This is a genomic window from Kineococcus sp. G2 (genome assembly GCF_037154035.1).
In the GTDB taxonomy this organism is placed as follows: domain Bacteria; phylum Actinomycetota; class Actinomycetes; order Actinomycetales; family Kineococcaceae; genus Kineococcus.
In genome coordinates this window covers 1-21,200 of sequence record NZ_JBBBEM010000054.1, presented here as the reverse complement: position 1 = coordinate 21,200, position 21,200 = coordinate 1, and the positions used below count along the sequence as shown (strand labels likewise).

The 21,200-nt window shown below is 76.5% G+C and carries 21 protein-coding genes, 3 tRNA genes and 2 riboswitches; of the genes, 12 read left to right on the top strand and 12 right to left on the bottom strand.

Features of this window, described 5'->3' with window-relative positions; all coding sequences use genetic code 11:
* Window positions 1-17: 17 nt before the first annotated feature.
* From V9U69_RS09555 to V9U69_RS09535, 5 genes are all read right to left on the bottom strand, one after another.
* Complete coding sequence (locus V9U69_RS09555; protein WP_337061460.1) at window positions 18-818, bottom strand: SDR family NAD(P)-dependent oxidoreductase; 801 nt, start codon at window positions 816-818, stop codon at window positions 18-20.
* Window positions 819-862: 44 nt separating this feature from the next.
* Window positions 863-1,633 carry an SDR family NAD(P)-dependent oxidoreductase gene (locus V9U69_RS09550; protein WP_337061458.1) on the bottom strand — a complete coding sequence of 257 codons (771 nt, stop codon included), beginning with the start codon at window positions 1,631-1,633 and terminating at the stop codon, window positions 863-865.
* 112 nt (window positions 1,634-1,745) lie between these two features.
* The gene (locus tag V9U69_RS09545) at window positions 1,746-2,618 is read right to left on the bottom strand and encodes a MaoC/PaaZ C-terminal domain-containing protein (RefSeq protein ID WP_337061456.1); all 873 of its coding nucleotides are present in this window, start codon (window positions 2,616-2,618) and stop codon (window positions 1,746-1,748) included.
* Window positions 2,615-4,024, bottom strand: a complete 1,410-nt coding sequence (locus V9U69_RS09540) for a 3-oxoacyl-ACP reductase (RefSeq protein WP_337061454.1) — start codon at window positions 4,022-4,024, stop codon at window positions 2,615-2,617. Before V9U69_RS09540 ends, V9U69_RS09545 begins: the two co-directional genes overlap by 4 nt.
* On the bottom strand, window positions 4,024-5,337 hold the full coding sequence (locus tag V9U69_RS09535; protein ID WP_337061452.1) for an acetyl-CoA C-acetyltransferase: 1,314 nt from the start codon (window positions 5,335-5,337) through the stop codon (window positions 4,024-4,026). Before V9U69_RS09535 ends, V9U69_RS09540 begins: the two co-directional genes overlap by 1 nt.
* Window positions 5,338-5,422: 85 nt before the next feature.
* Between V9U69_RS09535 and V9U69_RS09530 the strand changes: the two genes are divergently transcribed.
* From V9U69_RS09530 to V9U69_RS09480, 11 genes are all read left to right on the top strand, one after another.
* The gene (locus tag V9U69_RS09530; protein WP_337061450.1) at window positions 5,423-6,136 is read left to right on the top strand and encodes a TetR/AcrR family transcriptional regulator; all 714 of its coding nucleotides are present in this window, start codon (window positions 5,423-5,425) and stop codon (window positions 6,134-6,136) included.
* Window positions 6,133-8,193 (top strand): acyl-CoA dehydrogenase family protein, encoded by a 2,061-nt coding sequence (locus tag V9U69_RS09525; protein WP_337061448.1) that lies wholly within the window; start codon window positions 6,133-6,135, stop codon window positions 8,191-8,193. Before V9U69_RS09530 ends, V9U69_RS09525 begins: the two co-directional genes overlap by 4 nt.
* Window positions 8,194-8,202: 9 nt before the next feature.
* Window positions 8,203-9,252 carry a lipoate--protein ligase family protein gene (locus V9U69_RS09520; protein WP_337061447.1) on the top strand — a complete coding sequence of 350 codons (1,050 nt, stop codon included), beginning with the start codon at window positions 8,203-8,205 and terminating at the stop codon, window positions 9,250-9,252.
* 58 nt (window positions 9,253-9,310) lie between these two features.
* Window positions 9,311-9,544: a hypothetical protein gene (locus V9U69_RS09515; protein WP_337061446.1), complete on the top strand. Its 234-nt coding sequence runs from the start codon at window positions 9,311-9,313 to the stop codon at window positions 9,542-9,544.
* Between the two features lie 49 nt (window positions 9,545-9,593).
* A complete protein-coding gene (locus V9U69_RS09510; protein WP_337061445.1) occupies window positions 9,594-10,721 on the top strand; it encodes a DNA topoisomerase IB in 1,128 nt (375 codons plus the stop codon).
* Window positions 10,722-10,791: 70 nt separating this feature from the next.
* Window positions 10,792-10,864, top strand: a tRNA-Glu gene (locus V9U69_RS09505).
* Between the two features lie 115 nt (window positions 10,865-10,979).
* A tRNA-Asp gene (locus tag V9U69_RS09500) sits at window positions 10,980-11,053 on the top strand.
* A gap of 30 nt (window positions 11,054-11,083) precedes the next feature.
* A tRNA-Phe gene (locus V9U69_RS09495) sits at window positions 11,084-11,156 on the top strand.
* Window positions 11,157-11,272: 116 nt separating this feature from the next.
* On the top strand, window positions 11,273-11,551 hold the full coding sequence (locus V9U69_RS09490; protein ID WP_337061443.1) for a YrhK family protein: 279 nt from the start codon (window positions 11,273-11,275) through the stop codon (window positions 11,549-11,551).
* Window positions 11,552-11,658: 107 nt separating this feature from the next.
* A complete protein-coding gene (locus V9U69_RS09485; RefSeq protein WP_337061442.1) occupies window positions 11,659-11,964 on the top strand; it encodes a hypothetical protein in 306 nt (101 codons plus the stop codon).
* Window positions 11,961-12,854: a GGDEF domain-containing protein gene (locus tag V9U69_RS09480; protein WP_337061441.1), complete on the top strand. Its 894-nt coding sequence runs from the start codon at window positions 11,961-11,963 to the stop codon at window positions 12,852-12,854. The genes V9U69_RS09485 and V9U69_RS09480 overlap by 4 nt, the downstream gene beginning before the upstream one ends.
* On the opposite strand, the gene xylB is transcribed toward V9U69_RS09480, so the two are convergent.
* Entirely contained in the window at window positions 12,835-14,268 is a 1,434-nt protein-coding gene (gene xylB, locus V9U69_RS09475) for a xylulokinase (protein WP_337061440.1), read from the bottom strand. The two genes, V9U69_RS09480 and xylB, sit on opposite strands and share 20 nt — an antisense overlap.
* A 176-nt stretch (window positions 14,269-14,444) precedes the next feature.
* On the opposite strand from xylB, the gene V9U69_RS09470 reads away from it, so the two are divergent.
* A complete protein-coding gene (locus tag V9U69_RS09470; RefSeq protein ID WP_337061439.1) occupies window positions 14,445-14,696 on the top strand; it encodes a DUF3073 domain-containing protein in 252 nt (83 codons plus the stop codon).
* Window positions 14,697-14,832: 136 nt separating this feature from the next.
* Here the strand turns inward: V9U69_RS09470 and purM are convergent, their stop codons facing one another.
* From purM to gcvT, 6 genes are all read right to left on the bottom strand, one after another.
* Window positions 14,833-15,921: a phosphoribosylformylglycinamidine cyclo-ligase gene (gene purM / locus V9U69_RS09465; RefSeq protein ID WP_337061438.1), complete on the bottom strand. Its 1,089-nt coding sequence runs from the start codon at window positions 15,919-15,921 to the stop codon at window positions 14,833-14,835.
* Entirely contained in the window at window positions 15,918-17,417 is a 1,500-nt protein-coding gene (gene purF, locus V9U69_RS09460) for an amidophosphoribosyltransferase (RefSeq protein WP_337061437.1), read from the bottom strand. Before purF ends, purM begins: the two co-directional genes overlap by 4 nt.
* Window positions 17,418-17,529: 112 nt before the next feature.
* Entirely contained in the window at window positions 17,530-17,919 is a 390-nt protein-coding gene (locus V9U69_RS09455) for a hypothetical protein (protein ID WP_337061436.1), read from the bottom strand.
* A 23-nt stretch (window positions 17,920-17,942) separates the two neighbouring features.
* On the bottom strand, window positions 17,943-18,326 hold the full coding sequence (locus V9U69_RS09450; protein ID WP_337061435.1) for a sterol carrier family protein: 384 nt from the start codon (window positions 18,324-18,326) through the stop codon (window positions 17,943-17,945).
* A gap of 25 nt (window positions 18,327-18,351) precedes the next feature.
* A complete protein-coding gene (locus V9U69_RS09445) occupies window positions 18,352-19,773 on the bottom strand; it encodes an L-serine ammonia-lyase (protein ID WP_442907701.1) in 1,422 nt (473 codons plus the stop codon).
* Window positions 19,774-19,778: 5 nt separating this feature from the next.
* A complete protein-coding gene (gene gcvT / locus V9U69_RS09440; protein WP_337061432.1) occupies window positions 19,779-20,885 on the bottom strand; it encodes a glycine cleavage system aminomethyltransferase GcvT in 1,107 nt (368 codons plus the stop codon).
* Between the two features lie 44 nt (window positions 20,886-20,929).
* Window positions 20,930-21,018: riboswitch (glycine riboswitch) on the bottom strand.
* Between the two features lie 10 nt (window positions 21,019-21,028).
* A riboswitch (glycine riboswitch) is annotated at window positions 21,029-21,106 on the bottom strand.
* Between the last annotated feature and the right edge of the window lie 94 nt (window positions 21,107-21,200).

Below are 21,200 nucleotides of genomic sequence, written 5' to 3'. Positions count from 1 at the left end.
GCCCGCGGGCGCGACCCTCAGATCGTCGCGACGGAGCCGGAGTCCACCCGGTAGTTGCTGCCGTTGACGAAGCTGGCCCGCTCGGAGACGAGGAACGCGATGACGGAGGCGACCTCCTCCGGCCGCCCGCGGCGCTTCAGCTCCATGAACGGGCGGTCCTCGTCGAGGAAGCTGCTGATGGCCTCCTCGACGCTGGTGCCCTCCTGCCGGGCCTTCTTCTCCATCATCGCGTCGGTCATGGGGGTGGCGATGAACGCCGGGGAGACGGCGTTGACGAGGACGCCCTCGCTCGCGTACGTCTTCGACAGCCCCTTGGCCAGGCTCAGCACGGCGGCCTTGGCGGCGCAGTACGGCAGCTCGTCGGTGTAGGGCTGCACGGCGTCCTCCGAGGCCAGCAGCACCACCCGCCCCCAGCCCTTCGCGCGCATCGGCTCCAGGAACGCCCGCACGACGCGCACGGCGGCGAAGAAGTCCGTCTCCAGCGTGGAGCGCCAGCCGTCCTCGTCGATCTCGTGGAACAACCCCTGCGCACCGGTCACCCCCGCGCAGTGCACGAGGACGTCGGGGTCGCCCAGGCGCTGCGACACCTCCCGCTGCAGGCGCTGCACGGCGTCGGGGTCGGTGAGGTCCGCGGCGACGGCGAGCAGGCGGTCCTCGCCCGCGCCGAGCCGGTCGGCGGCCTCCCGCAGCCGGGTGGGGTCGATGTCGGTGAGGGCGACGCGCGCCCCCTCGGCGAGCAGCAGCTGCGCGGTGTGCCAGCCGATGCCGGAGTCGCCACCGGTGATCAGGGCGGTGTGCCCGGTGAGTTCCAGGTCCATGCGCGCCACGGTAGGCAGCGCCGGTGCGCTCCGCGCGGTGAGCGTCAGCGGGGTGCGCGCCGCCAGACGGTGCGCGGGGTGGCGCGCATCGCGGCGGCCAGCGCGCGCAGCGCCCCCGGCACCCACACCTCGACGCGCCCGGCGGCGAGCGCCGCGACGGCGGCGTCGGCGACCTGCGGCGGGGTGCTCGACAGCGGTGCGGGGCGCATCCCGGCGCTCATGCGGCCGACGACGAACCCCGGGCGCACGAGCAGCAGGTGCACCCCGCTGCCGGCCAGCGCGTCGGCCAGGCCGGAGGCGAACGCGTCCAGGCCCGCCTTGGCGGAGCCGTACACGTAGTTCGGCCGCCGGGCGCGGACCCCGGCGATCGAGGAGAACGCCACGATCCTGCCCGCGCGCAGGGGGCGCAGCAGCAGCGCCAGGTGGGACAGCACGCTGACCTGGGCGGTGTAGTCGGTGTGCACCACGGCCAGGGCGTGCGCGACGTCCGTCTCGGCGCGGGCCTGGTCGCCGAGGACGCCGAACGCCACGACGGCGTCGACCGCGCCGTGGCGGTCGACGACGCCCGTCAGCAGCGGCCCGTGGGACGCGAGGTCGTCGGCGTCGAACTCCACGGTCTCCACGTGCTGAGCCCCCACCGCCCGCAGCCGCGCGGACTCCGCCTGGAGCTGCCCGGCGCGGCGGGCGGCGAGGACGACGGTGCGGGCGCCGGCCCGCACGAGCCGCTCGGCGACCTCCAGGCCGATCTCGCTGCGCCCGCCGAGCAGCAGCACGGTGGGGCTGGGCGGGACGGCGCGCTGCGGGGAGGCGTTCACGCCCCCACCCCACCACACCCTCCCCCGTTCCCCCCGTCCCCTCCCACCCCCGGTGATCAAGGAAGTTGCCACTTCCTTGATCACCGGGGGTGGGAGTCGGGAGCCGGCAGCCTCAGAGGGGGGTGACGGCCGTGAGCAGGTGGGTGCGGGAGCCGTCGCGGCTGCGCACGGCGGTGCGCCAGCCGCCGCCCTCGCGCTCCGGCACGCGCTCGTGCAGGTGCTCCACCGTCGCCGGCAGCAGCAGCGGCGCCTTGAACCGCACGTCGGCGCGCACCGCGTCCGGCAGCCGGCCGTCCAGGACCGCCAGGCTGCGCGAGGCCGTCCACAGCCCGTGCGCGAGGGCGCGGCGGAAGCCCAGCAGCCGGGCGGCCGGGGCGGCCAGGTGGATCGGGTTCACGTCCCCGCTGACCTGCGCGTAGCGGCGCCCGGCCGAGGCCCCCACCCGCCAGCGCCCGACCGCGGCGCCGGGGCCGGGGGCGGGCGGGTCCTCCCGCGCGGGCGGGACCGCGCCCGGCAGTCGCGCCCCCGGGGCGAGGTAGCGGCTCACCCCCCGCCAGGCGGGTTCGCCGTCCTGCGCCGTGCGCACCTCGGTGACGAGGTCGACGACGGCGCCGCGCCGGTGCGGGGCCATCGCCACGGCGCGCACCGACACCTCCAGCTCGGCCTCCACCGGCAGCGACCGGTGCTGGGTGAACTCCTGCGCGACGTGCACGAGGCCCAGCAGCCGGAAGGGGAACGGCTCGGTGACCAGCAGCTGCACCTGCGCGGCGAAACCCAGCAGGTGCGGGTACGGCAGCGGCAGCCGCGAGCGCAGCGGGTAGCCGCACAGGCGCGACCACGCCGCCAGGCGCTCGGGGTCGACGCGCACGCCGCGCTGCTCGACGCGCCGGCGCGGCAGGTCGACCGCGCCGTGCGGGCGCGGCACCACGAGCGAACGCAGGTAGTTCGCGGCCAGGGGCCTGGGGGTGGTGCCCACGGCGCTCACGCCCCCGTCAGGTGCTGGCCGTCGACGCGCAGCACCTGCCCGTTGACGCCGGCGGCACCCGGCGAGGCCAGCCAGGCGACGGCCTCGGCGACGTCCACGGGCAGCCCGCCCTGCTGCAGGCTGCTGGCGCGCCGGCCGACCTCGCGCGGCACCGCGGGCATCGACGCCGTCATGGGCGTCTCGATGAACCCCGGGGCGACGGCGTTGGCGGCCATGCCGCGCCGCGCCAGCGGTTCCGCCAGCGCCTGCACGAGACCGACGAGACCGGCCTTGCTGGCCGCGTAGTTCGCCTGCCCCTTCGCCCCGGCGAGACCGTTGATGGACGACAGGCACACGAGGCGCGCGCCCGGCGCGAGGGCGCCGTCGGTGCGCAGCAGGCCCTCGGTCAGCCGCAGCGGCGCGGCGAGGTTCACGCCGAGCACGGCGTCCCAGGCCGCCGCGTCGAGGTTCACGAACGAGCGGTCGCGGGTGACGCCGGCGTTGTGGACGACGACGTCGGCGCCGCCGAAGCGGCGCCGCAGGTGGCCGGCGAGGACGTCGGGGGCGTCGGCGGCGGTGACGTCCAGGGTGAGCGCGGACCCGTGGACGCGGTTGGCGACGCGGGCGAGCTGCTCGCCCGCGGCGGCGACGTCGGCGCACACCACGTGCGCGCCGTCGCGGGCGAGGACCTCGGCGATCGCCGCGCCGATGCCGCGCGCGGCGCCGGTGACGACGGCCACCCGCCGCCGGCGGCCGGGCACCGCGGTGGCAGGGGCGGGGGCGGGGCCGACGAGCAGGGGCTGCCCGGAGACGAACGCCGCCCGCGCCGAGCAGAGGAACTCCAGCGGCGAGCGCAGCGCCTCGCCCGCGCCGGCGGCGACGCGCAGCAGGTTCACGGTGGTGCCGCCGCGCGCCTCCTTGCCGAGGCTGCGCACCAGGCCGTCCAGGCCCTGCTGCACGGCACGGGCCTCCACACCGCCGAACCCGTCCCCGAACCCCTCGCCGGGCTCGGCGCCGGCCGCCCCCGCCTCGGCGGGCACCGCGCCCAGGACGACGACGCGCCCACCGGCCGCGCTGCGCCGGAACGCCGGCGCCAGCAGTTCCCGCAGCGCACCCAGGTCACCGACGCGGCGGGCCGCGGTGGCGTCGACGACGACGGCCCCGAGCCGTTCGTCCCCCGCGGCGGCGAGGTCGCCGACCACCCGGGCACCGGCGGCGGCCAGCCACACCGCGACGTCGTCGGCCAGCGGTGCCGCGCCCACGCGCAGCACGAGCGCCGGACCGGTGAGGAACTCCTGCCCGGGTTCGTACCGCCGCAGCCGCGGCGGTACCGGCAGGCCCAGACGCCGCGCGGCCGCGGCCCCCGGGCCGCGGCCGACGAGGCCGCCGTACGGGTCGTCCGGGAGGTGGACGGGCAGCTTCGCCATCACGCCTCCACCAGCGCCGCGATGCCCTGACCGCCGGCCGCGCAGATCGAGATGAGGGCCCGCCCGCCGCCGCGCTCGGCGAGCAGCTTCGCCGTCGTGGCGAGGATGCGCGCCCCGGTGGCGGCGAAGGGGTGGCCGGTGGCCAGGGAGGAACCGGTGACGTTGAGCTTCGCGCGGTCGACGCGGCCCAGCGCCCCGTCGAGGCCGAGCCGCTCGCGGCAGAACTCCTCGTCCTCCCAGGCCGCCAGCGTCGCCAGGACGGTGGAGGCGAACGCCTCGTGGATCTCCACGACGTCCAGGTCCTCCAGCGTCCACCCGTTGCGGTGCAGCAGGACCGGGACCGCGTGGACGGGTGCGGTGAGCAGCCCCTCGCCGCGGTGGACGTGGTCCACGGCGGCGGTCTGCGCGTCGACCAGGTGGGCCAGGACGTCCAGGCGGTGCTCGGCAGCCCACTCGTCGGTGGCGAGCAGGACCGCGGCGGCGCCGTCGGTGAGCGGGGTGGAGTTCCCGGCCGTCATGGTGGCGGGGGCGTCCAGGTCGCGGCCGAACACGGGTTCCAGCGCCGCGAGCTTGTCCAGCGTGGTGTCCGGGCGCAGCAGGCCGTCGCGGCGCACCCCCAGGTACGGGGTGACCAGGTCGTCGAAGAACCCGCGCTCGTAGGCGGCGGCGAGGTTGCGGTGGCTGGCCAGCGCCAGCTCGTCCTGGGCCTGCCGGCTCACCCCCCAGCGCGCGGCGGTGCGGGCGGCGTGCTCGCCCATCGACAGGCCGGTGCGGGCCTCGGCGTTGCGCGGGAACTCCGGCACGACCTGCCCGGGACGCAGGCCCGCCAGCGCCTTCAGCCGCGCTCCCGGGGTGCGGGCGCGGTTCAGGGCCAGCAGGACGCGGCGCAGGCCCTCGTCCACGGCGATCGGCGCGTCGCTGGCGCTGTCGGCACCGCCGGCGATGCCGGCGTCCACCTGGCCCAGGGCGATCTTCCCGGCGAGCAGCACGGCGGTCTCCAGACCGGTGGCGCACGCCTGGGAGACGTCGAAGGCGGGGGTGGCCGGGTCCAGCGCCGTGGACAGCACGGCCTCGCGGGTGAGGTTGAGGTCGCGGCTGTGCTTGAGCACGGCGCCGGCGACGACCTCGCCGAGGCGCTCGCCGGCCAGGCCGGTGCGGGCCACCAGTCCGTCGATCGCGGCGACGAGCAGGTCCTTCGCGGAGGCCTGCGCGTAGCGGCCGCCGGCCTTGGCGAAGGGCGTGCGGTTGCCGGCGACGACCGCGACCGGGCGGACGGCCCGGGGGGTGCGCGCGGGGGGCGGGGCTGTGGTCACGGGTCCTCCTCGTCGAGCCTGGACCGGGAAAACGTAACAGGTACCGGGGGTACCAGGTACCCGTCGTCCGGGGTACCGTCGAGACGTGGACCCCGTCACCGCCGACGCCCCCGAGGCGCCCGCCGCCCCCGCGCCCCGCCCGGACGGGCGCCGCACGCGCTGGGCCGAGCACCGCCGCGCGCGCCGCGAGGAACTGGTGACCGCCGCCCTGCGGGCCATCACCACGCACGGGGCCGGCCTGGGCATGGACGAGCTGGCCGCGGCCGCCGGCACCAGCAAGACGGTGCTGTACCGGCACTTCGCCGACAAGGAGGACCTGTACCTCGCGGTCGCGCGCCGCGTGAACCGGCTGATCGTGCGCGAGCTGCGCAGCGCCGTGGAACGCGCGAGCAGCCCCCGCGAGGCGCTGGCCGGGATCGTGAGCACCTACCTGGGTCTCGTCGAGGCCGACCCGGAGGTGTACCGGTTCGTCGTCTCCCACCCGTTCGGCGCCGGCGCCCGCGACCCCGAGCGCGACCCCGTGCAGCGCCTGACGCGCGCGCTGGCCGACGAGACCGCCCGCACGCTCACCGCCCACCTGCGCGCCGCCGGTGCCGCCGACACCTCCGCCGACGCCCTCGCGCACGGCCTCGTCGCGCTCATCCGCTCCGCGGCCGACCGGTGGATCTCCACCCCGGACCGCCTGGGCGCCGCCGAGATGGGCGCCGCCCTCACCGACCTCGCCTGGGGCGGCCTCAGTGCCGTCCTGGCGGCGCCCGGAGACCGCACCACCCACCCCGAGACCGAGGAGCTCCCGTGACCGCCACCGAGTTCGACACCGCCGTCGACGCCCCGGCCACCGCCGGGCGGGGCACCGCGGAACCCGCACCCGCCGACACCTCCGCGCCCCCCGCCGGCCCCGTGGACACCGACGTCCTGCGCACGCTCCTGGACGGCCGCTTCGCCGCGCTGCGCGAGAAGGCCCGCCGCGAGTTCCCCGCCGACCTGTTCGGCCCGATCGACCACCTGAGCACCGCCGAGCAGCGCGACCTCACGCTCGCCCGGCTGCGCGTGCTCGCCGGCCTGGGCGGCCACGAGCTCGGTTTCTCCTCCCGCCACGGCGGGGGCGACTCCCCCGGTGGGCAGGTCAGCCAGTTCGAGGTCCTGGGTTTCGGCGACGCCTCCCTGATGATCAAGTCGGGGGTGCAGTGGGGGTTGTTCGGCGGTGCCGTGCAGGCCCTGGGCACCGAACGGCACCACGCGGAACTGCTGCCGCGCCTGCTGCGCCTGGACCTCGTCGGCTGCTTCGCCATGACGGAGACGGGGCACGGTTCCGACGTCGCCTCCCTGGGCACCACCGCCACCTACGACCCCGCGACGCGGGAGTTCGTGGTGCACACCCCGGACGAGTCCTGCCGCAAGGACTACATCGGCGGCGCCGCGCGCGACGCCGAGGTCGCGGTGGTGTTCGCGCAACTGGTCACCGGCGGGGAGCGGCAGGGGGTGCACGCGTTCGTCGTGCCGCTGCGCGGGCCGGACGGGAACGACCTGCCGGGGATCCGCCGCGGCGACGACGGCCGCAAGGCCGGCCTGAACGGCGTGGACAACGGCCGGCTGTGGTTCGACTCGGTGCGCGTGCCGCGCACCGCCCTGCTGGACCGCTACGCGCAGGTCGCCGAGGACGGCACGTACTCCAGCCCCATCGCCAGCAAGAACGCCCGGTTCTTCACGATGCTCGGCGCCCTGGTCAAGGGCCGCGTCAGCATCTCCGGCGGCGCGATCAGCCAGACGAAGGTCGCCCTGGAGATCGCCCTGCGCTACGCGCTGCGCCGCACGCAGTTCGCCCGCCCCGGCACGCGGGACGGCGAGCGCGGCGAGGAGGTCGTCCTGCTGGACTACCTGGCGCACCAGCGCCGCCTGCTCATCCCGCTGGCCACCACGTACGCCCTGAGCTTCGCGCAGGACGAGCTGATGGGCGAGATGGACGACCTGCTGAAGGTGCAGCTCGCCGGCGGCGACCCCGAACCCGCCCGCCAGCGCGCGTTCGAGGCGCACGCAGCGGGGATGAAGGTCGCCTCCACCTGGCACGCCACCCGCACCATCCAGACCTGCCGGGAGGCGTGCGGCGGCAACGGCTACCTCTCCGAGAGCCGGCTGCCGCAGCTGAAGGCCGACACGGACGTGTTCACCACGTTCGAGGGCGACAACACCGTCCTGCTGCAACTGGTGGCCAAGAGCCAGCTGACCGCCTACGCCCAGCAGTTCTCCGACCTCGACACCCTGGGCACGGCGAGGTTCGCCACCCGCGACTTCGTCACCACCCTCGCCGGGCGCAGCCCCGCCCGCTCCCTGGTGGCGGACGTCGTGGAGGCCGGGCGCGTGCCCGAGGAGCTGCACGACCGCGCCTGGCAGCTGCGGATGATCGCCGACCGCGAGCGCCACGTCGTGGAGTCGCTGGCCAAGCGGATGCGCAGGGCCCGCGCGCGCTCCGACGCCGACGCGTTCGAGGCCGTCGACGGCCTGCAGGACCACCTGCTGCTGGCCGGGCGCGCGCACGTGGACCGCGTGGTCGCCGAGGCGTTCGCCGCCGCCATCGCCCGCACCGAGGACCCCGCGGTCGCGGACCTGCTGGGCGAGGTGTTCGACCTGCACGCCCTGGCGCTGCTGGAGGCGGAGAAGGGCTGGTACCTGGAGCACCGGCGGATGACGACGCTGCGGGCCAAGGCCGTCACCCACGCGGTGAACGATCTGTGCCGCCGGCTGCGCCCGCGCACGGAGGAGCTGCTCGCCGGGTTCGGGATCCCGCGGCACTGGCTGGCCTCCTCGCTGGTGCCCGGGTCCCCGGTCGCCCCCGAGGACGCGGGGGCGCTCTCGTAGGGTCGTGGCGTGCACGGTGAGTACAAGGTCCCCGGTGGCAAGCTCGTCGTCGCCGACGTGGAGGTGACCGGCGGGGCGCTCAGCTCCGTCCGGCTCTCCGGCGACTTCTTCCTCGAGCCCGACGACGCCCTCGAGGCCGTCGACGCGGCGCTGACGGGCCTGCCGGCCGACGCGGACGCCGCGACGATCGCCGGGCGGGTCCGCTCCGCCCTGCCGCCGGGGGCGGTGCTGCTGGGCTTCTCCCCCGAGTCGGTCGCCACCGCGGTGCGCCGGGCGGTCGGCGGAGCCACCGGCTGGCTGGACCACGACTGGCAGCTGGTGCACACCGGCCCGCAGCCGCCGCAGGCGCACATGGCCCTGGACGAGGTGCTGGCCCGCGAGGTCGCGGCGGGCCGGCGCCCGCCGACGCTGCGGGTGTGGGAGTGGGCGAGCTCGGCCGTGGTCATCGGCAGCTTCCAGTCGCTGGCCAACGAGGTCGACGGCGAGGCCGCGCAGCGCCTGGGGGTCCAGGTGGTGCGGCGGATCTCCGGCGGCGGGGCGATGTTCGTCGAGCCCGGCAACACCATCACGTACTCGCTGTACGCGCCGGCCTCCCTGGTGGAGGGCCTGTCGTTCACGGAGTCGTACGCGTTCCTCGACGACTGGGTGCTCGTCGCGCTCGGCGAGCTGGGCGTGAAGGCGTGGTACCAGCCGATCAACGACATCACCACCGATCAGGGCAAGATCGCCGGCGCCGCCCAGAAGCGCCTGGCCGACGGCACCGTCCTGCACCACGTGACGATGTCGTACGACATCGACGCCGCGAAGATGCTGCAGGTGCTGCGCATCGGCCGCGAGAAGCTCAAGGGCAAGGGCCTGGCCAGCGCCGCCAAGCGGGTGGACCCGCTGCGCCGGCAGACCGGCCTGCCGCGCGAGGAGGTCATCGAGCGGATGGTCGCCACGTTCCGCGACCAGTACGGCCTGGCGGACTCCTCCCTCACCGACGCGGAACTGGCGGCCGCCGACGAGCTCGTGGCCTCGAAGTTCGCCACCGGCGACTGGATCGCCCGCGTCCCCTGATCCCCCGCCCGGCGCAGCGGGCCTCGACAGCGGCGCCACCGGGGCGCACCATCGGCGGATGGAGGACGCAGCGGTCCGGGCCAGGCGCGGCACCCCCACCGGCGTGCTGCGCGACGCCGACCGCCCGGGGCGGGCGCTGCGGGTGAGCGCCCACCCGAAGGAGGACCGCGTCGTGCTGTCCACCTGGCAGGGCGCCTCCTGCGTGTCCACGGTGCGGCTGGACCGCGCCGAGGTCGTCGAGCTGCTCGCGGCGCTGGGGGCGGCGCTGCTCCCGCCACCCGCCGCTGCGTGAGGACGGCCTCCGGGGTGCGTCCGGCGCGCGCGGTGCGCACCATCGGTGGGTGCCTCGCCTGCGCCGCGTCTCCAGCTCCTCGCCCGGTTTCACGCGCCGGCGGTGCGGGAAGGGCTGGACGTACTTCGACACCGCCGGCGAGCGCATCACCGAGCCCGCGGTGCTGGAGCGGATCGCGAAGCTGGCGATCCCGCCCGCCTACACCGACGTGTGGATCTGCCCGCACCCCAACGGGCACCTGCAGGCGGTGGGCACCGACGAGCGCGGCCGGCGGCAGTACCGCTACCACGAGCAGTGGCGCCTCGAGCGCGACCGCGCCAAGCACGACCGCGTCCTGGAGGTGGCCGCGCAGCTGCCGCGCGCCCGCGAGGTCGTCGCCGAGCACCTGCGGCTGCCGGGGGTGCCGCGCGAGCGGGTGCTGGCGGCGGCGTTCCGCCTGCTGGACCTGGGGTTCTTCCGCGTGGGCGGGGACACCTACGCGGAGGAGAACGGCTCGTACGGCCTGGCCACCCTGAAGCGCGAGCACGTGGTCCAGCACGGCGGTGAACTGGTGTTCCGCTACGTGGCGAAGTCCGGCAAGGACCGCACCACCGTCATCGCCGACCCGGACGTGGTGGAGGTGGTGCGCACCCTCAAGCGCCGCCGCGGCGGCGGCGACGACCTGCTCGCGTGGCGGGACGGCTCGCGCTGGCACGACGTCACCAGCGACGACGTCAACGCCTACCTGCACGAGACGATCGGCCCGGACGTGTCGGCGAAGGACTTCCGCACCTGGCACGCCACCGTCCTGGCCGCGGTCGCCCTCGCGGTCTCGCTGCCCGCCTGCACCACCCCGACGGCGCGCAAGCGGGCGGTGGCGCGGGCGGTGGCGGAGGTGGCGGAGTACCTGGGCAACACCCCGGCGGTGTGCCGCAGCAGCTACGTCGACCCGCGCGTGGTGGACCTGTTCGAGGACGGCGTGACGATCGCGCCCGCGCTGGAGGAGCTCGGCGAGGACGCCGCGTTCGGGCACCCGGCCACGCACGGGGCGGTGGAGCGCGCCGTGCTGGACCTGCTGCACACCGACCCGGTCGCCGTCTCCCGCGCGGCCGCGCGGGGGCGCCGGCTGCCGGTGCGCTCGCGGCGGCTGTCCACCCCGGGTGGACCGGGCGCGCCCGGGGCGCCGGTGGCGGCCTGAGCGGCGCGCGGGGACGCACCGCCGGCCCGCCACCCCCTATGCTGGTCGGGCTCCCGCCGCAGGGAGTCTCGCCCTCATCGTCTAGTGGCCTAGGACGCCGCCCTTTCAAGGCGGTAGCACGGGTTCGAATCCCGTTGGGGGTACGCGAGCGGGCACCCGCCGGCCGGCTTCCGGATCCGTGTCACGAGCACGGCCCGGGATCGGGTACTGTTGGTCCCGCAAGCGAGCAAGGCAGCAAGTCCAAGCAAGGCCTCTTGAGGCCCCGTAGCGCAGTTGGTTAGCGCGCCGCCCTGTCACGGCGGAGGTCGCGGGTTCGAGTCCCGTCGGGGTCGCTCGTCGTGCCGGTTGATCCGGCCCGGCACGGCCAGGTAGCTCAGTTGGTAGAGCGTCCGACTGAAAATCGGAAGGTCAGCGGTTCGACCCCGCTCCTGGCCACCTGACTCCTCTCTGATCGAAGGCCGTCGCGTTCCGCGGCGGCCTTTCGCGTTCCCCGGCCCACCCCTCGGGCAGGACGTGCGGGGCCGGGCACCGGCGGATAGCGTCCTGCGGCCGTGGGAATCTTCAACCCGGGCAACCCGAACCGGAGCGACGAGGCGCGCAAGCTGTACGCCGCCTTCGAGATCTGGCACACCGTCGTCGACTTCACCGCGGCCGCGTGCTTCGTCGTGGGCAGCGTGCTGTTCCTGTGGGAGTCGACCAAGACCGGGGGCACCTGGTTGTTCATCGTCGGCTCGCTGGGCTTCGCGCTCAAGCCGACCCTGCGCCTGGTGCGCGAACTGCGGATGGCCAAGCTCGGGGACACCGGGGACCTGGCGCGCCGCGACGAGTGAGCCGCCGGCCCGCACAGGCACCGCGACCCGGCACCCGGGCGCGCCGGGCACGCCGGGCACGCCGGGCACGCCGGGCGCGCCGGGCACGCCCTGGGTAGCCTGATCACGTGGCCCGCACCCCCACCTCCCCCGTCGTCGCCGCGGCCGTCCTGGGCGGCTACGCGATCGGCCGTTCCACCGGGGACCGCCGCCTCGCCGGGCTCGCGCTGCTGGCCGGGCTGGGCTGGTCGGCACCGCGCTGGGCCGCCGCCTCCACCCCCCTGGCCGTCGCCCTGAGCCTCGGCACCGTGGCCCTCGTGGGCGCCTCCCACCCGCTCTCGAAGCGCGTGGGGCCCTGGCCCGCCGTGCTGGCCTCCACGGCGGGCGCCGGCGCTCTGGCCGCCGTGGGCGACGGGGCCGCGAGACACCGGTGACCACCACCGGGGGCGGCACCGGCTGGCGCGCCCTCGCCGAGGGCGGTGCGGTCGCGGTGCTGTCCGGGACCGTCGTGCTGTGGGCCTCCCGGGCCGCCCACGAGCTCGCGGCAGCCGCACCCGGCACCCTGGCCGGCCGCGACGCCCTGGAGCTCCTCGTGGACGCCGACCGCCCCCGCGCCTGTCGCGCCCTGGAGCGCACCGGGGAGTGCTCCGGCCAGACGCACCACCCGCTGCGGGTGCGCCTCGCCCCACCCGCCGGCCGCCGCCTGGAGGTGGCCGCCCGGCCCCTCGGCGGCGACCGGGTCGTCGTCGCCGCATGGGACGTCACCGACCGCCTGCGCCGCGAGCGCGAGCTGCGGCACCGCGCCGGTCACGACGCGCTCACCGGGCTGCCCAACCGGGCGCTGCTGGCCGACCGGTGGGAGGTCTCGCGGGCGCGGGCGGTCAGCACCCCCGGTCGCGGCACGTTCGTCCTCGTCTGCGACGTGGACGGCCTCAAGCGGGTCAACGACGAGCAGGGCCACGCCGCCGGCGACCGGCTCCTGGTGGACGTGGCGCGGGCGCTGAGCGCGCACGTGCGCCCGGGCGACACCGTGGCGCGCACCGGCGGCGACGAGTTCGTCGTGCTGGTGGAGCAGGTGGCCGCCGAGCACGTCGAGGAGCTGGCCGTGCGGCTGCGCGGGGACGCCCCGGCGGGAGCGGACCGGGGCGTGCGGGTCTCGGTGGGCTGGGCCGCCGACGCCCCGGGCCGCTCCCCGGAGTCCGTGCTGGCCGAGGCCGACGCGCGCATGTACGCCGACAAGCGCGCCGCCCGCCGGCGCGCCGTGCCCGCGCCGCGCGGCGGCGAGGACGAACCCGCCGGCCCGGTCAGGAGCGCGGGGCCGTGAGGTCGCGCACCGCGGCGTAGCGCTCCCGGACGTGCGCCAGGGGGGCGGCCTCGAAGGTCCGGGCCTCGCCCAGCTCCCAGCGCGGCGGTGCGTCCGCCCCGGAGAGCACCCACGCCGCCTGCAGCGCGGCGCCGTCGGCGACGTACTCCCCCGGCGGGGGCACCAGGACGGGGCGCCCCAGCACCGCCGGCGCCAGGCGGCGCACCGCCTCCGAGCGCGCCCCGCCGCCGACGAGCAGGACGCGGCGCACCGGCACGCCCTGGGCGACGAGGGCGTCGAGGCCGTCGGCGAGCCCGCACAGCAGGCCCTCCACGGCGGCGCGCGCCAGGTGGGCGGGGGTGGACGTCTGCGGGGTCAGCCCGTGCAGGGCGCCGGTGGCGTCCGGGCGCACGGGCGTGCGCTCGCCCTCCAGGTAGGGCACGAGGACGAGACCGCCGGCACCGGCGGGGGCGCTGAGCGCCAGGCGGGACAGCTCGGCGTGGTCCACCCCCAGCAGGCGGGCGGCGGCGTCGAGGACGCGGGCGGCGTTGAGGGTGCACACCAGCGGCAGGTGCCGGCCGGTGGCGTCGGCGAAGCCGGCGACGGCGCCGGAGGGGTCGCGGGTGGCCACGTCGGTGACGGCGCTGACGACGCCGGAGGTGCCGATGGAGACCACCACGTCGCCGGGCACGGCCCCCACCCCCAGGGCGGCGGCCATGTTGTCGCCGGTGCCGGCGCCGAGCAGGGCCCCGCGGCTGAGCGAGCAGGCGCTCTCACCGGCGGCCGCGTCCGGCGCCAGCACCTGCGGCAGCTGCGGGCGGGTGCCGAAGGCGCGCTCCAGCAGGTCAGGGCGGTACTCGCCCGTCGCGGCCGAGAAGTAGCCGGTGCCGCTGGCGTCGCCGCGGTCGGTGACCAGCCGGGCGCCCGCGGCGGCACCCCCGGCGAGCCGGTGGGTCAGCCAGTCGTGGGGCAGGCACACGGCGCTCGTGCGGGCGGCCGCGCCGGGCTCGTGCTCGGCCACCCAGCGCAGCTTCGTGACGGTGAAGGAGGCGACCAGGACGCTGCCGACCTGCTCGGCCCAGGCGGCGGGGCCGCCGAGCTCGTCGGTGAGGTCCTGCGCCGCGCCCGCCGAGCGGCCGTCGTTCCACAGCAGCGCGTCGCGCACCACGCCGCCGTCGCCGTCCAGCAGGACCGAGCCGTGCTGCTGGGCGCCCACGGCCAGGGCGTCGACGTCGTCGAGGCCGCCGGCGTCGGCGGCGGCCCGCTCCAGCGCCTCCCACCAGCGCTCGGGGTCCACCTCGGTGCCCTCGGGGTGCGCGGCCCGCCCGGAGCGCAGCAGGCGCCCCGTGGCCGCGTCGCGCACGACCACCTTGCAGGACTGCGTGGAGGAGTCGATCCCGGCCACCGTGGGCGAGCTGCGCGGCATGGGGGTCATGCAACACCACGTTCGCGTGGTGGCGCGCCGGCCCGCGCTCCCCCGTCCGGGCGCGCCTCGTGCCGACCGGGATGCCGGAAGCTCTCGCGAACCTGTACGGTTGGCACCACGGAGAGATGACAGCTACTCCGGGGCCCACTCACCGGCCCCGGCCGACGCGCGAGGGGGTCGACGCCATGGGGCGCGGCCGTCAGAAGGCCAAGCAGACGAAGGTCGCTCGGCAGCTGAAGTACTTCAGCCCGCAGACTGACTACAACGCGTTGCAACGCGAGCTGCACGGTCCTGACCCGTTCCGTCCGACCACCGGGCGTTCCGACGCCCAGGAGGCACCGGAGACGGACGAGGACGAGGTGGACGAGGACACCGACTGGTCTCGGTACTCCGCCACGGACGACTACGAGGACTGGGCGACCAAGCGTCGCGCCTGACCCTCCCGTCCGACGGTCTCCCGGGGACGAGCAGTCCCGGGGAGGCCAGGCTCCCGGTCGCACAGCGCACCGGGGGTGGGCACAGCGCACCAGCAGGACGGATCAGCAGGGGGCGTGGCGCCGCTCCGGAAGAGCCTCACCAACCCTGGTGAGATCCCCGGAGCAGCGCCACGCCCCCTGCCACGCCCTTGCCGTTGCTGTCGCCGTCGGCGTCCTGCCGCTCGCGCACCCGGCCGCACACCCACGCCGGCACCCCCGCGGTCTCCAGGGACGCCACCACGGCGTCCGCGGTCTCGGGGCTGACGACGGCGAGCATCCCGACCCCCAGGTTCAGGGTGCGCTCCAGGTCGTCGGCGGGCACCCGGCCCAGGTCCCGCACCAGGGAGAACACCGCACCCGGGGTCCAGGTGGAGCGGTCGACCTCGGCGGTGACCGTCTCGGGCAGGCAGCGGGCCAGGTTGGCGGCCAGTCCCCCGCCGGTGACGTGGCTCATGGCGTGCACGCCACCGGTGGCGAGGGTGGCCAGGGCCGGCGCGGCGTAGATGCGGGTCGGTTCCAGCAGCTCCTCGCCGAGGGTGCGGCCGAACTCGTCCACGTGGCGCTCGTAGGACCACCCGGCGTCGGCGAACACCCGCCGCACCAGCGAGTAGCCGTTGGAGTGCAGGCCCGAGGACGCCATCGCGACCAGGACGTCCCCGGCGCGCACGCGCTCGGCACCCAGCAGCTCGTCGGCCTCGACCACCCCGGTCACCGCGCCGGCCACGTCGTACTCGTCGGGGCCGAGCAGCCCGGGGTGCTCGGCGGTCTCCCCGCCGACGAGGGCGGTGCCGGCCTCCTCGCAGGCGCGGGCGATGCCGGCCACGATGCCCGCCGTCCGCTCGGGGACCACCCGCCCGCAGGCGATGTAGTCGGTCATGAAGAGCGGCTTCGCGCCGCAGACGACGACGTCGTCGACGACCATGCCGACGAGGTCGAAGCCGATGGTGTCGTGCTTGTCGACGGCCTGGGCGACGGCCACCTTGGTGCCCACGCCGTCGGTGCTGGTGGCCAGCAGGGGACGGCGGTAGCCCTTCAGCGCGCTGACGTCGTACAGGCCGGCGAAGCCGCCGAAGCCGCCGACGACGTCGGGGCCGTGGGTGCGGGCCACGGAGGCCTTCATGAGCTCGACGGCGCGGTCGCCGGCGACGACGTCGACGCCGGCGGAGGCGTAGGTGGTGCCGGTCACCGGCGGCCTCCCGAGTGGTGCGCGTGCGAGGGCACGGGGGTGATGGGCAGGAGCGCCTTGTCCAGGGCGTGGTCGCCCAGGCGCTGCAGGTCGGGCACCGGCACGGGGTAGGTGCCGCTGAAGCACGCCGTGCACAGCCGCTCGGCGGGCTGGTCGGTGGCGGCGATCATGCCCTCGGGGGAGATGTACCCCAGGGAGTCGGCGCCGATGCTGGCACGCACGTCGTCCACGGCGAGGCCGGTGGCGATGAGCTCGGCGCGGGTGGCGAAGTCGATGCCGTAGAAGCACGGCCACGTCACCGGCGGGGACGAGATCCGCACGTGGATCTCGGCGGCGCCCGCTTCGCGCAGCATCCGGATGAGGGCGCGCTGGGTGTTGCCGCGCACGATGGAGTCGTCGACGACGATGAGGCGCTTGCCGTGCACGACGTGCTTGAGCGGGTTCAGCTTCAGGCGGATGCCGAGCTGGCGGATCGTCTGGCTGGGCTGGATGAAGGTGCGCCCGACGTAGGCGTTCTTCACCAGCCCCTGCCCGTAGGGGATGCCGGACTCCTCGGCGTAGCCGATGGCGGCGGGCGTGCCCGACTCCGGGGTGGGGATCACCAGGTCGGCCTCGACGGGGTGCTCGCGGGCCAGGGTGCGGCCCATCTCGACGCGGGCCTCCTGCACGACCTTGCCGCTGATGCTGGTGTCGGGGCGGGCGAGGTAGACGTACTCGAAGACGCAGCCCTTGGGGTTGGCCTCGGCGAAGCGGCTGGAGCGCAGCCCGTCGGCGTCGATCGCGATGAGCTCGCCCGGTTCGATCTCGCGCACGACGCTGGCGCCGACGATGTCGAGGGCGGCGGTCTCGGAGGCGACGACCCAGCCGCGGTCGAGGCGGCCGAGCACCAGCGGGCGGATGCCCTGCGGGTCGCGCGCGGCGTAGAGGGTGCGCTCGTCCATGAAGACGAGGCTGAAGGCGCCCTCGACGTGCGGGAGCACCTCCAGGGCCGTGGCCTCCAGCGTGCGGTCCGGGTCGCCGGCGAACAGGGCGGTGATGAGGGCCGTGTCGGTGGTGTTGCCCCGGGCGATCTCCCCACCGGAACCGGGCCGGGCACCGGCGCGGCCGGGGTAGCGCTCGGCGATCAGCTCGCGCAGCCGGAAGGCGTTGGTGAGGTTGCCGTTGTGGGCCAGCGCGACCGTGCCGCCGGAGGTGGCGCCCAGGGTGGGCTGGGCGTTCTGCCAGCCGGCGCCGCCGGCGGTGGAGTAGCGGGCGTGCCCGACCGCGATGTGCCCCTGCAGGGACTCCAGGGCGGACTCGTCGAAGACCTGCGAGACGAGGCCGGTGTCCTTGAACACGAGGATCTGCTCGCCGTTGCTGACGGCGATGCCGGCGGCCTCCTGGCCCCGGTGCTGGAGGGCGTACAGGCCGTAGAAGGTGAGCTTGGAGACTTCCTCGCCGGGAGCCCAGACCCCGAAGACGCCGCAAGCGTCCTGGGGGCCCTTCTCGCCGGGCATCAGATCGTGGTTCAGACGTCCGTCACCGCGGGCCACGCCACGAGTGTGGCACAGCCCGCAGGGCCCCGACGCATCCGTGCCCGGCGGCGGCACCCGGCCGGGCGGTGGTTCGTCAGCGGCGCCGGGCGGCGCCGCCGCGGGCGCGGGTGCGGTCGGCCAGGACCGCGACCAGCCCGCCGAGCAGCGCACCGACGAGGCCGAAGGCGACGAACAGGTAGCCGAGCAGGTCCTGCTGCGTGTACCCGGCGGCGGGCGGGGTGAGGACCGCGACGACCGCGGCGGCGAGGAAGGCGACGACCACGCCGGTGAGCACGAACGCCCGGAACCGGGGGGCGCGCCGGCGCGTGACCTGCACCAGCCGGGTGCCCTCCTGCTGCGCCTCGGGCTGCGGCCCCTCGGGCTGCGCAGCTTCCTCCTGCTGCGCACCGGTGTCGCGCTGCACGGGCGGCTGCGGCTCCCGGTGGCCGTCGTCGTCGGGCGCCCGGCGCTCCTGCTCGCTCACCCGCGCCACGGTACGCGCTGCGTTCACGCGCCCGGCCCGGTGACCGGCAGCAGCCGCCCGAGGTCGGCGCGCTCACCGCTGGCCCGCACCCGCCCGCTGCCGCGCGCGGCGTCGAAGGCGAGGCGCCCGGTGGCCAGCTCCAGCCAGGTCACGGCGTCGGTCTCCACCACCGCGGGCGGGGTGCCGCGGGTGTGCTTCGGGCCGGCGACGACCTGCACGGCGGCGAACGGCGGCACCCGCACCTCCACGCTGCCGCCGGGGTGGCGGGCGGCGAGCTCCTCGAGGGTGAACCGCACGGCGGCGGCCAGGTCGGGCCGCGGCGGGGTCGTCCCGGAGTCGAGGGCGTCCAGCGCGGTGCGCAGCGCGGCGCGCCCCTGCGCGGGGTCGGTGCGGCGGCGGGGTGGCACCGGGCCACTGTGCCACCCCGGCCGCTCAGCACTCCGGGAGGTTGACGCCCACCGCGGTGGGCGCGCCGACGACGGTGAGGGCGAGGCCGCCGCGGGAGGTCTCCTTGTACTCCGAGCGCATGTGCGCCCCCGTGGCGCGCATCGTGGCGATGGCGGTGTCGAGGCTGACGACGTGGGTGCCGTCGCCGCGCAGCGCGGTGCGGGCGGCGTGGACGGCGGTGGTGGCGCCCACCGCGTTGCGCTCGATGCACGGGATCTGCACGAGCCCGCCGACGGGGTCGCAGGTCAGCCCCAGGTGGTGCTCGATCGCGATCTCGGCGGCGTTCTCCACCTGCTCGGGGGTGCCGCCGAGCACGGCGGTCAGGCCGGCGGCCGCCATGGCGCTGGCGGAACCCACCTCCCCCTGGCAGCCGACCTCGGCGCCGGAGATGGAACCGGTCTCCTTCAGCACGATCCCGACGCCGCCGGCGGCGAGCAGGAAGTCGACCGTGCTGGCGTCGTCGGCGCCTGGGGTGAAGCGGCGGTGGAAGTGCAGCACGGCGGGCACGATGCCGGCGGCGCCGTTGGTGGGGGCGGTGACGACGCGGCCGCCGGCGGCGTTCTCCTCGTTGACCGCCAGCGCCCACAGGCTCAGCCAGTCCAGCGCACGCAGCGGGTCACCTCCAGGCCCCGTGCCCTGCGCCTCCTCCTCGGCGAGGAGCTGGCGGTGCAGGGCGGGCGCGCGGCGGCGCACGCCGAGCCCGCCGGGCAGGGTGCCGTCGATCGACAGGCCGCGCTCGACGCAGGCGGCCATCGCGGCGAACACCTCCAGCAGGGCGGTGTCGAGGTCCTCGCGGCTGCGGCGGTGCTCCTCGTCGCGTCGCACCAGGTCCGCCACGCCCAGACCGGTTCGCCGGCACTGCTCCAGCAGTTCGGCGCCGGTGCGGAAGGGGTGCGGCACGTCGTCGCCGCCGTCCAGGACGGGTTCGGCGGCCTCCAGCGGGTCGTCGCGCACGAAGCCCCCGCCGACGGAGTACGAGGTGCGCTCGGCGAGCACGCGCCCGTCGTCGTCGAGGGCGGTGAACACCATCCCGTTGGGGTGGGCGGGCAGGGCCTGGCGCAGCAGGCGCACGTCGGCGCCGGGGTCGAAGCGCACCGGGTGCCGGTCCAGCAGTCGCAGCTCGCCGCGCTCGCGCACGGCGTCCAGCAGCGCGGGGACCGCGTCGGGGTCGACGGCTTCGGGCCGCTGACCCAGCAGACCCAGGACGACGGCGCGGTCGGAACCGTGGCCGCGGCCGGTGGCCCCCAGCGAGCCGTGCAGGTCCACCCGCACCGCGGCGACCCGTTCCAGCAGCCCGTCGCCGGCCAGGCCCTGCGCGAACCGCAGGGCGGCGCGCATCGGGCCCACGGTGTGGGAGCTGGAGGGGCCGATGCCGATGGAGAACAGGTCGAGGACGCCGACGGGCACGGCGCTCACCGGGCCCGGCGGTAGAAGGGCAGCTCGACCACCTCGACGGGCTCGGGGCGCCCGCGCACGTCCACGGCCAGCGCGGTGCCGACGGGGGCGAACGCCGGCTCGACGTACGCCATGGCGACGGGGTGGCCGAGGGTGGGCGAGAGGGCGCCGCTGGTGACGACGCCGACCGGTCGGCCCTCGTGGAGCACGGGGTGGCCCTGACGGCCGGCGCGGCGGCCGGTGCCGCGCAGACCGACGAGGACGCGCTCGGGGGTGCGCTGCGCGAGGCGCTCCAGCGCGTCCCGGCCGGGGAACCCGGTGGGCTTGTCGAGCTTGACGACGCGACCGAGCCCGGCGGTGTAGGGGTCGACGTCGCGGGACAGCTCGTGCCCGTACAGCGGCATCCCGGCCTCCAGGCGCAGGGTGTCGCGGCAGGCGAGCCCGCACGGCACGGCGTCGCGGCCGCGGCCGGCGGCCAGCAGCGCCTCCCACACGGGGACCGCGCGCTCGGCCGCGGTGAACACCTCGAAACCGTCCTCGCCGGTGTAGCCGGTGCGGGCGAGCAGCACGTCGACCGCGCCGTCCGCCGTGCGCAGCGAGGCGGGGGTGCAGCGGTAGTACCCCAGGGCGTCGAGGTCGGCGTCGACGAGGTCACCGACGATCAGTGCGGCGGTGGGGCCCTGCACGGCCACCAGGGCGGTGCCGGTGGACTCGTCGGTGACGGTGGCGTCGAACCCGGGGGCGCGGGCGGTGAGCTCCGCTGCGACGAGGCCGGCGTTGGAGGCGTTGGCGACGACGAGGAAGTCGTCCTCGCCGAGGCGGTAGGTGACGAGGTCGTCGAGGACGCCGCCCTCCTCGCCCACGAGCAGGCCGTACCCGGCGCGCCCGACGGGCATGGCGGACGGGCGGCCGACGAGGGCGGCGTCCAGGGCCTCGCCGGCCCGCGGCCCGCGCACGCGCACCTCCCCCATGTGGGACAGGTCGAACACGCCGGCGGTGGCGCGCACGGCGCGGTGCTCGGCGAGGTCGGAGGCGTAGCGCACGGGCATGGACCAGCCGGCGAAGTCGGTGAACGCGGCCCCGAGGGCGGCGTGGGCCTCGTGCAGCGGGGAGGTGCGGGACACGGCGGGGCTCCTTCCGGGCGCGGCCGCCGGGCGCGGCTGCGCGGACCCCCTCTGTCGCGGCACCTGAGAGCTTCGCGCCCTGCGGCGCTTTCCCCGTCGGTGAGGGCCGTGCGGACCCTGCTCTCCAGAGCGGCCTGCCCGTGGCGGTCCTGGTACCTGAGAGGTTCCGGGGCGGTTGCTCCTTCGGTGCCCGGCGCTGGTGCGCGCCGGGGCTCTCCCGCCGGGGTGCGTGGCCGTGTGTTCGGTTGTCGTGCGTTCGGTCGTGGCGTGCTGCCCCAGCGTCGCACGCGCGGCGGTCCGGCGGCCAGTGGCCGC

Coding starts and splice junctions, on each gene's coding strand:
- V9U69_RS09555 (WP_337061460.1), bottom strand. CDS start 818: ATGGACCTGGAACTCACCGGGCACACCGCCCTGATCACCGGTGGCGAC.
- V9U69_RS09540 (WP_337061454.1), bottom strand. CDS start 4,024: ATGGCGAAGCTGCCCGTCCACCTCCCGGACGACCCGTACGGCGGCCTC.
- V9U69_RS09515 (WP_337061446.1), top strand. CDS start 9,311: ATGGAGGACGCAGCGGTCCGGGCCAGGCGCGGCACCCCCACCGGCGTG.
- xylB (WP_337061440.1), bottom strand. CDS start 14,268: ATGACCCCCATGCCGCGCAGCTCGCCCACGGTGGCCGGGATCGACTCC.
- V9U69_RS09470 (WP_337061439.1), top strand. CDS start 14,445: ATGGGGCGCGGCCGTCAGAAGGCCAAGCAGACGAAGGTCGCTCGGCAG.
- purF (WP_337061437.1), bottom strand. CDS start 17,417: ATGCCCGGCGAGAAGGGCCCCCAGGACGCTTGCGGCGTCTTCGGGGTC.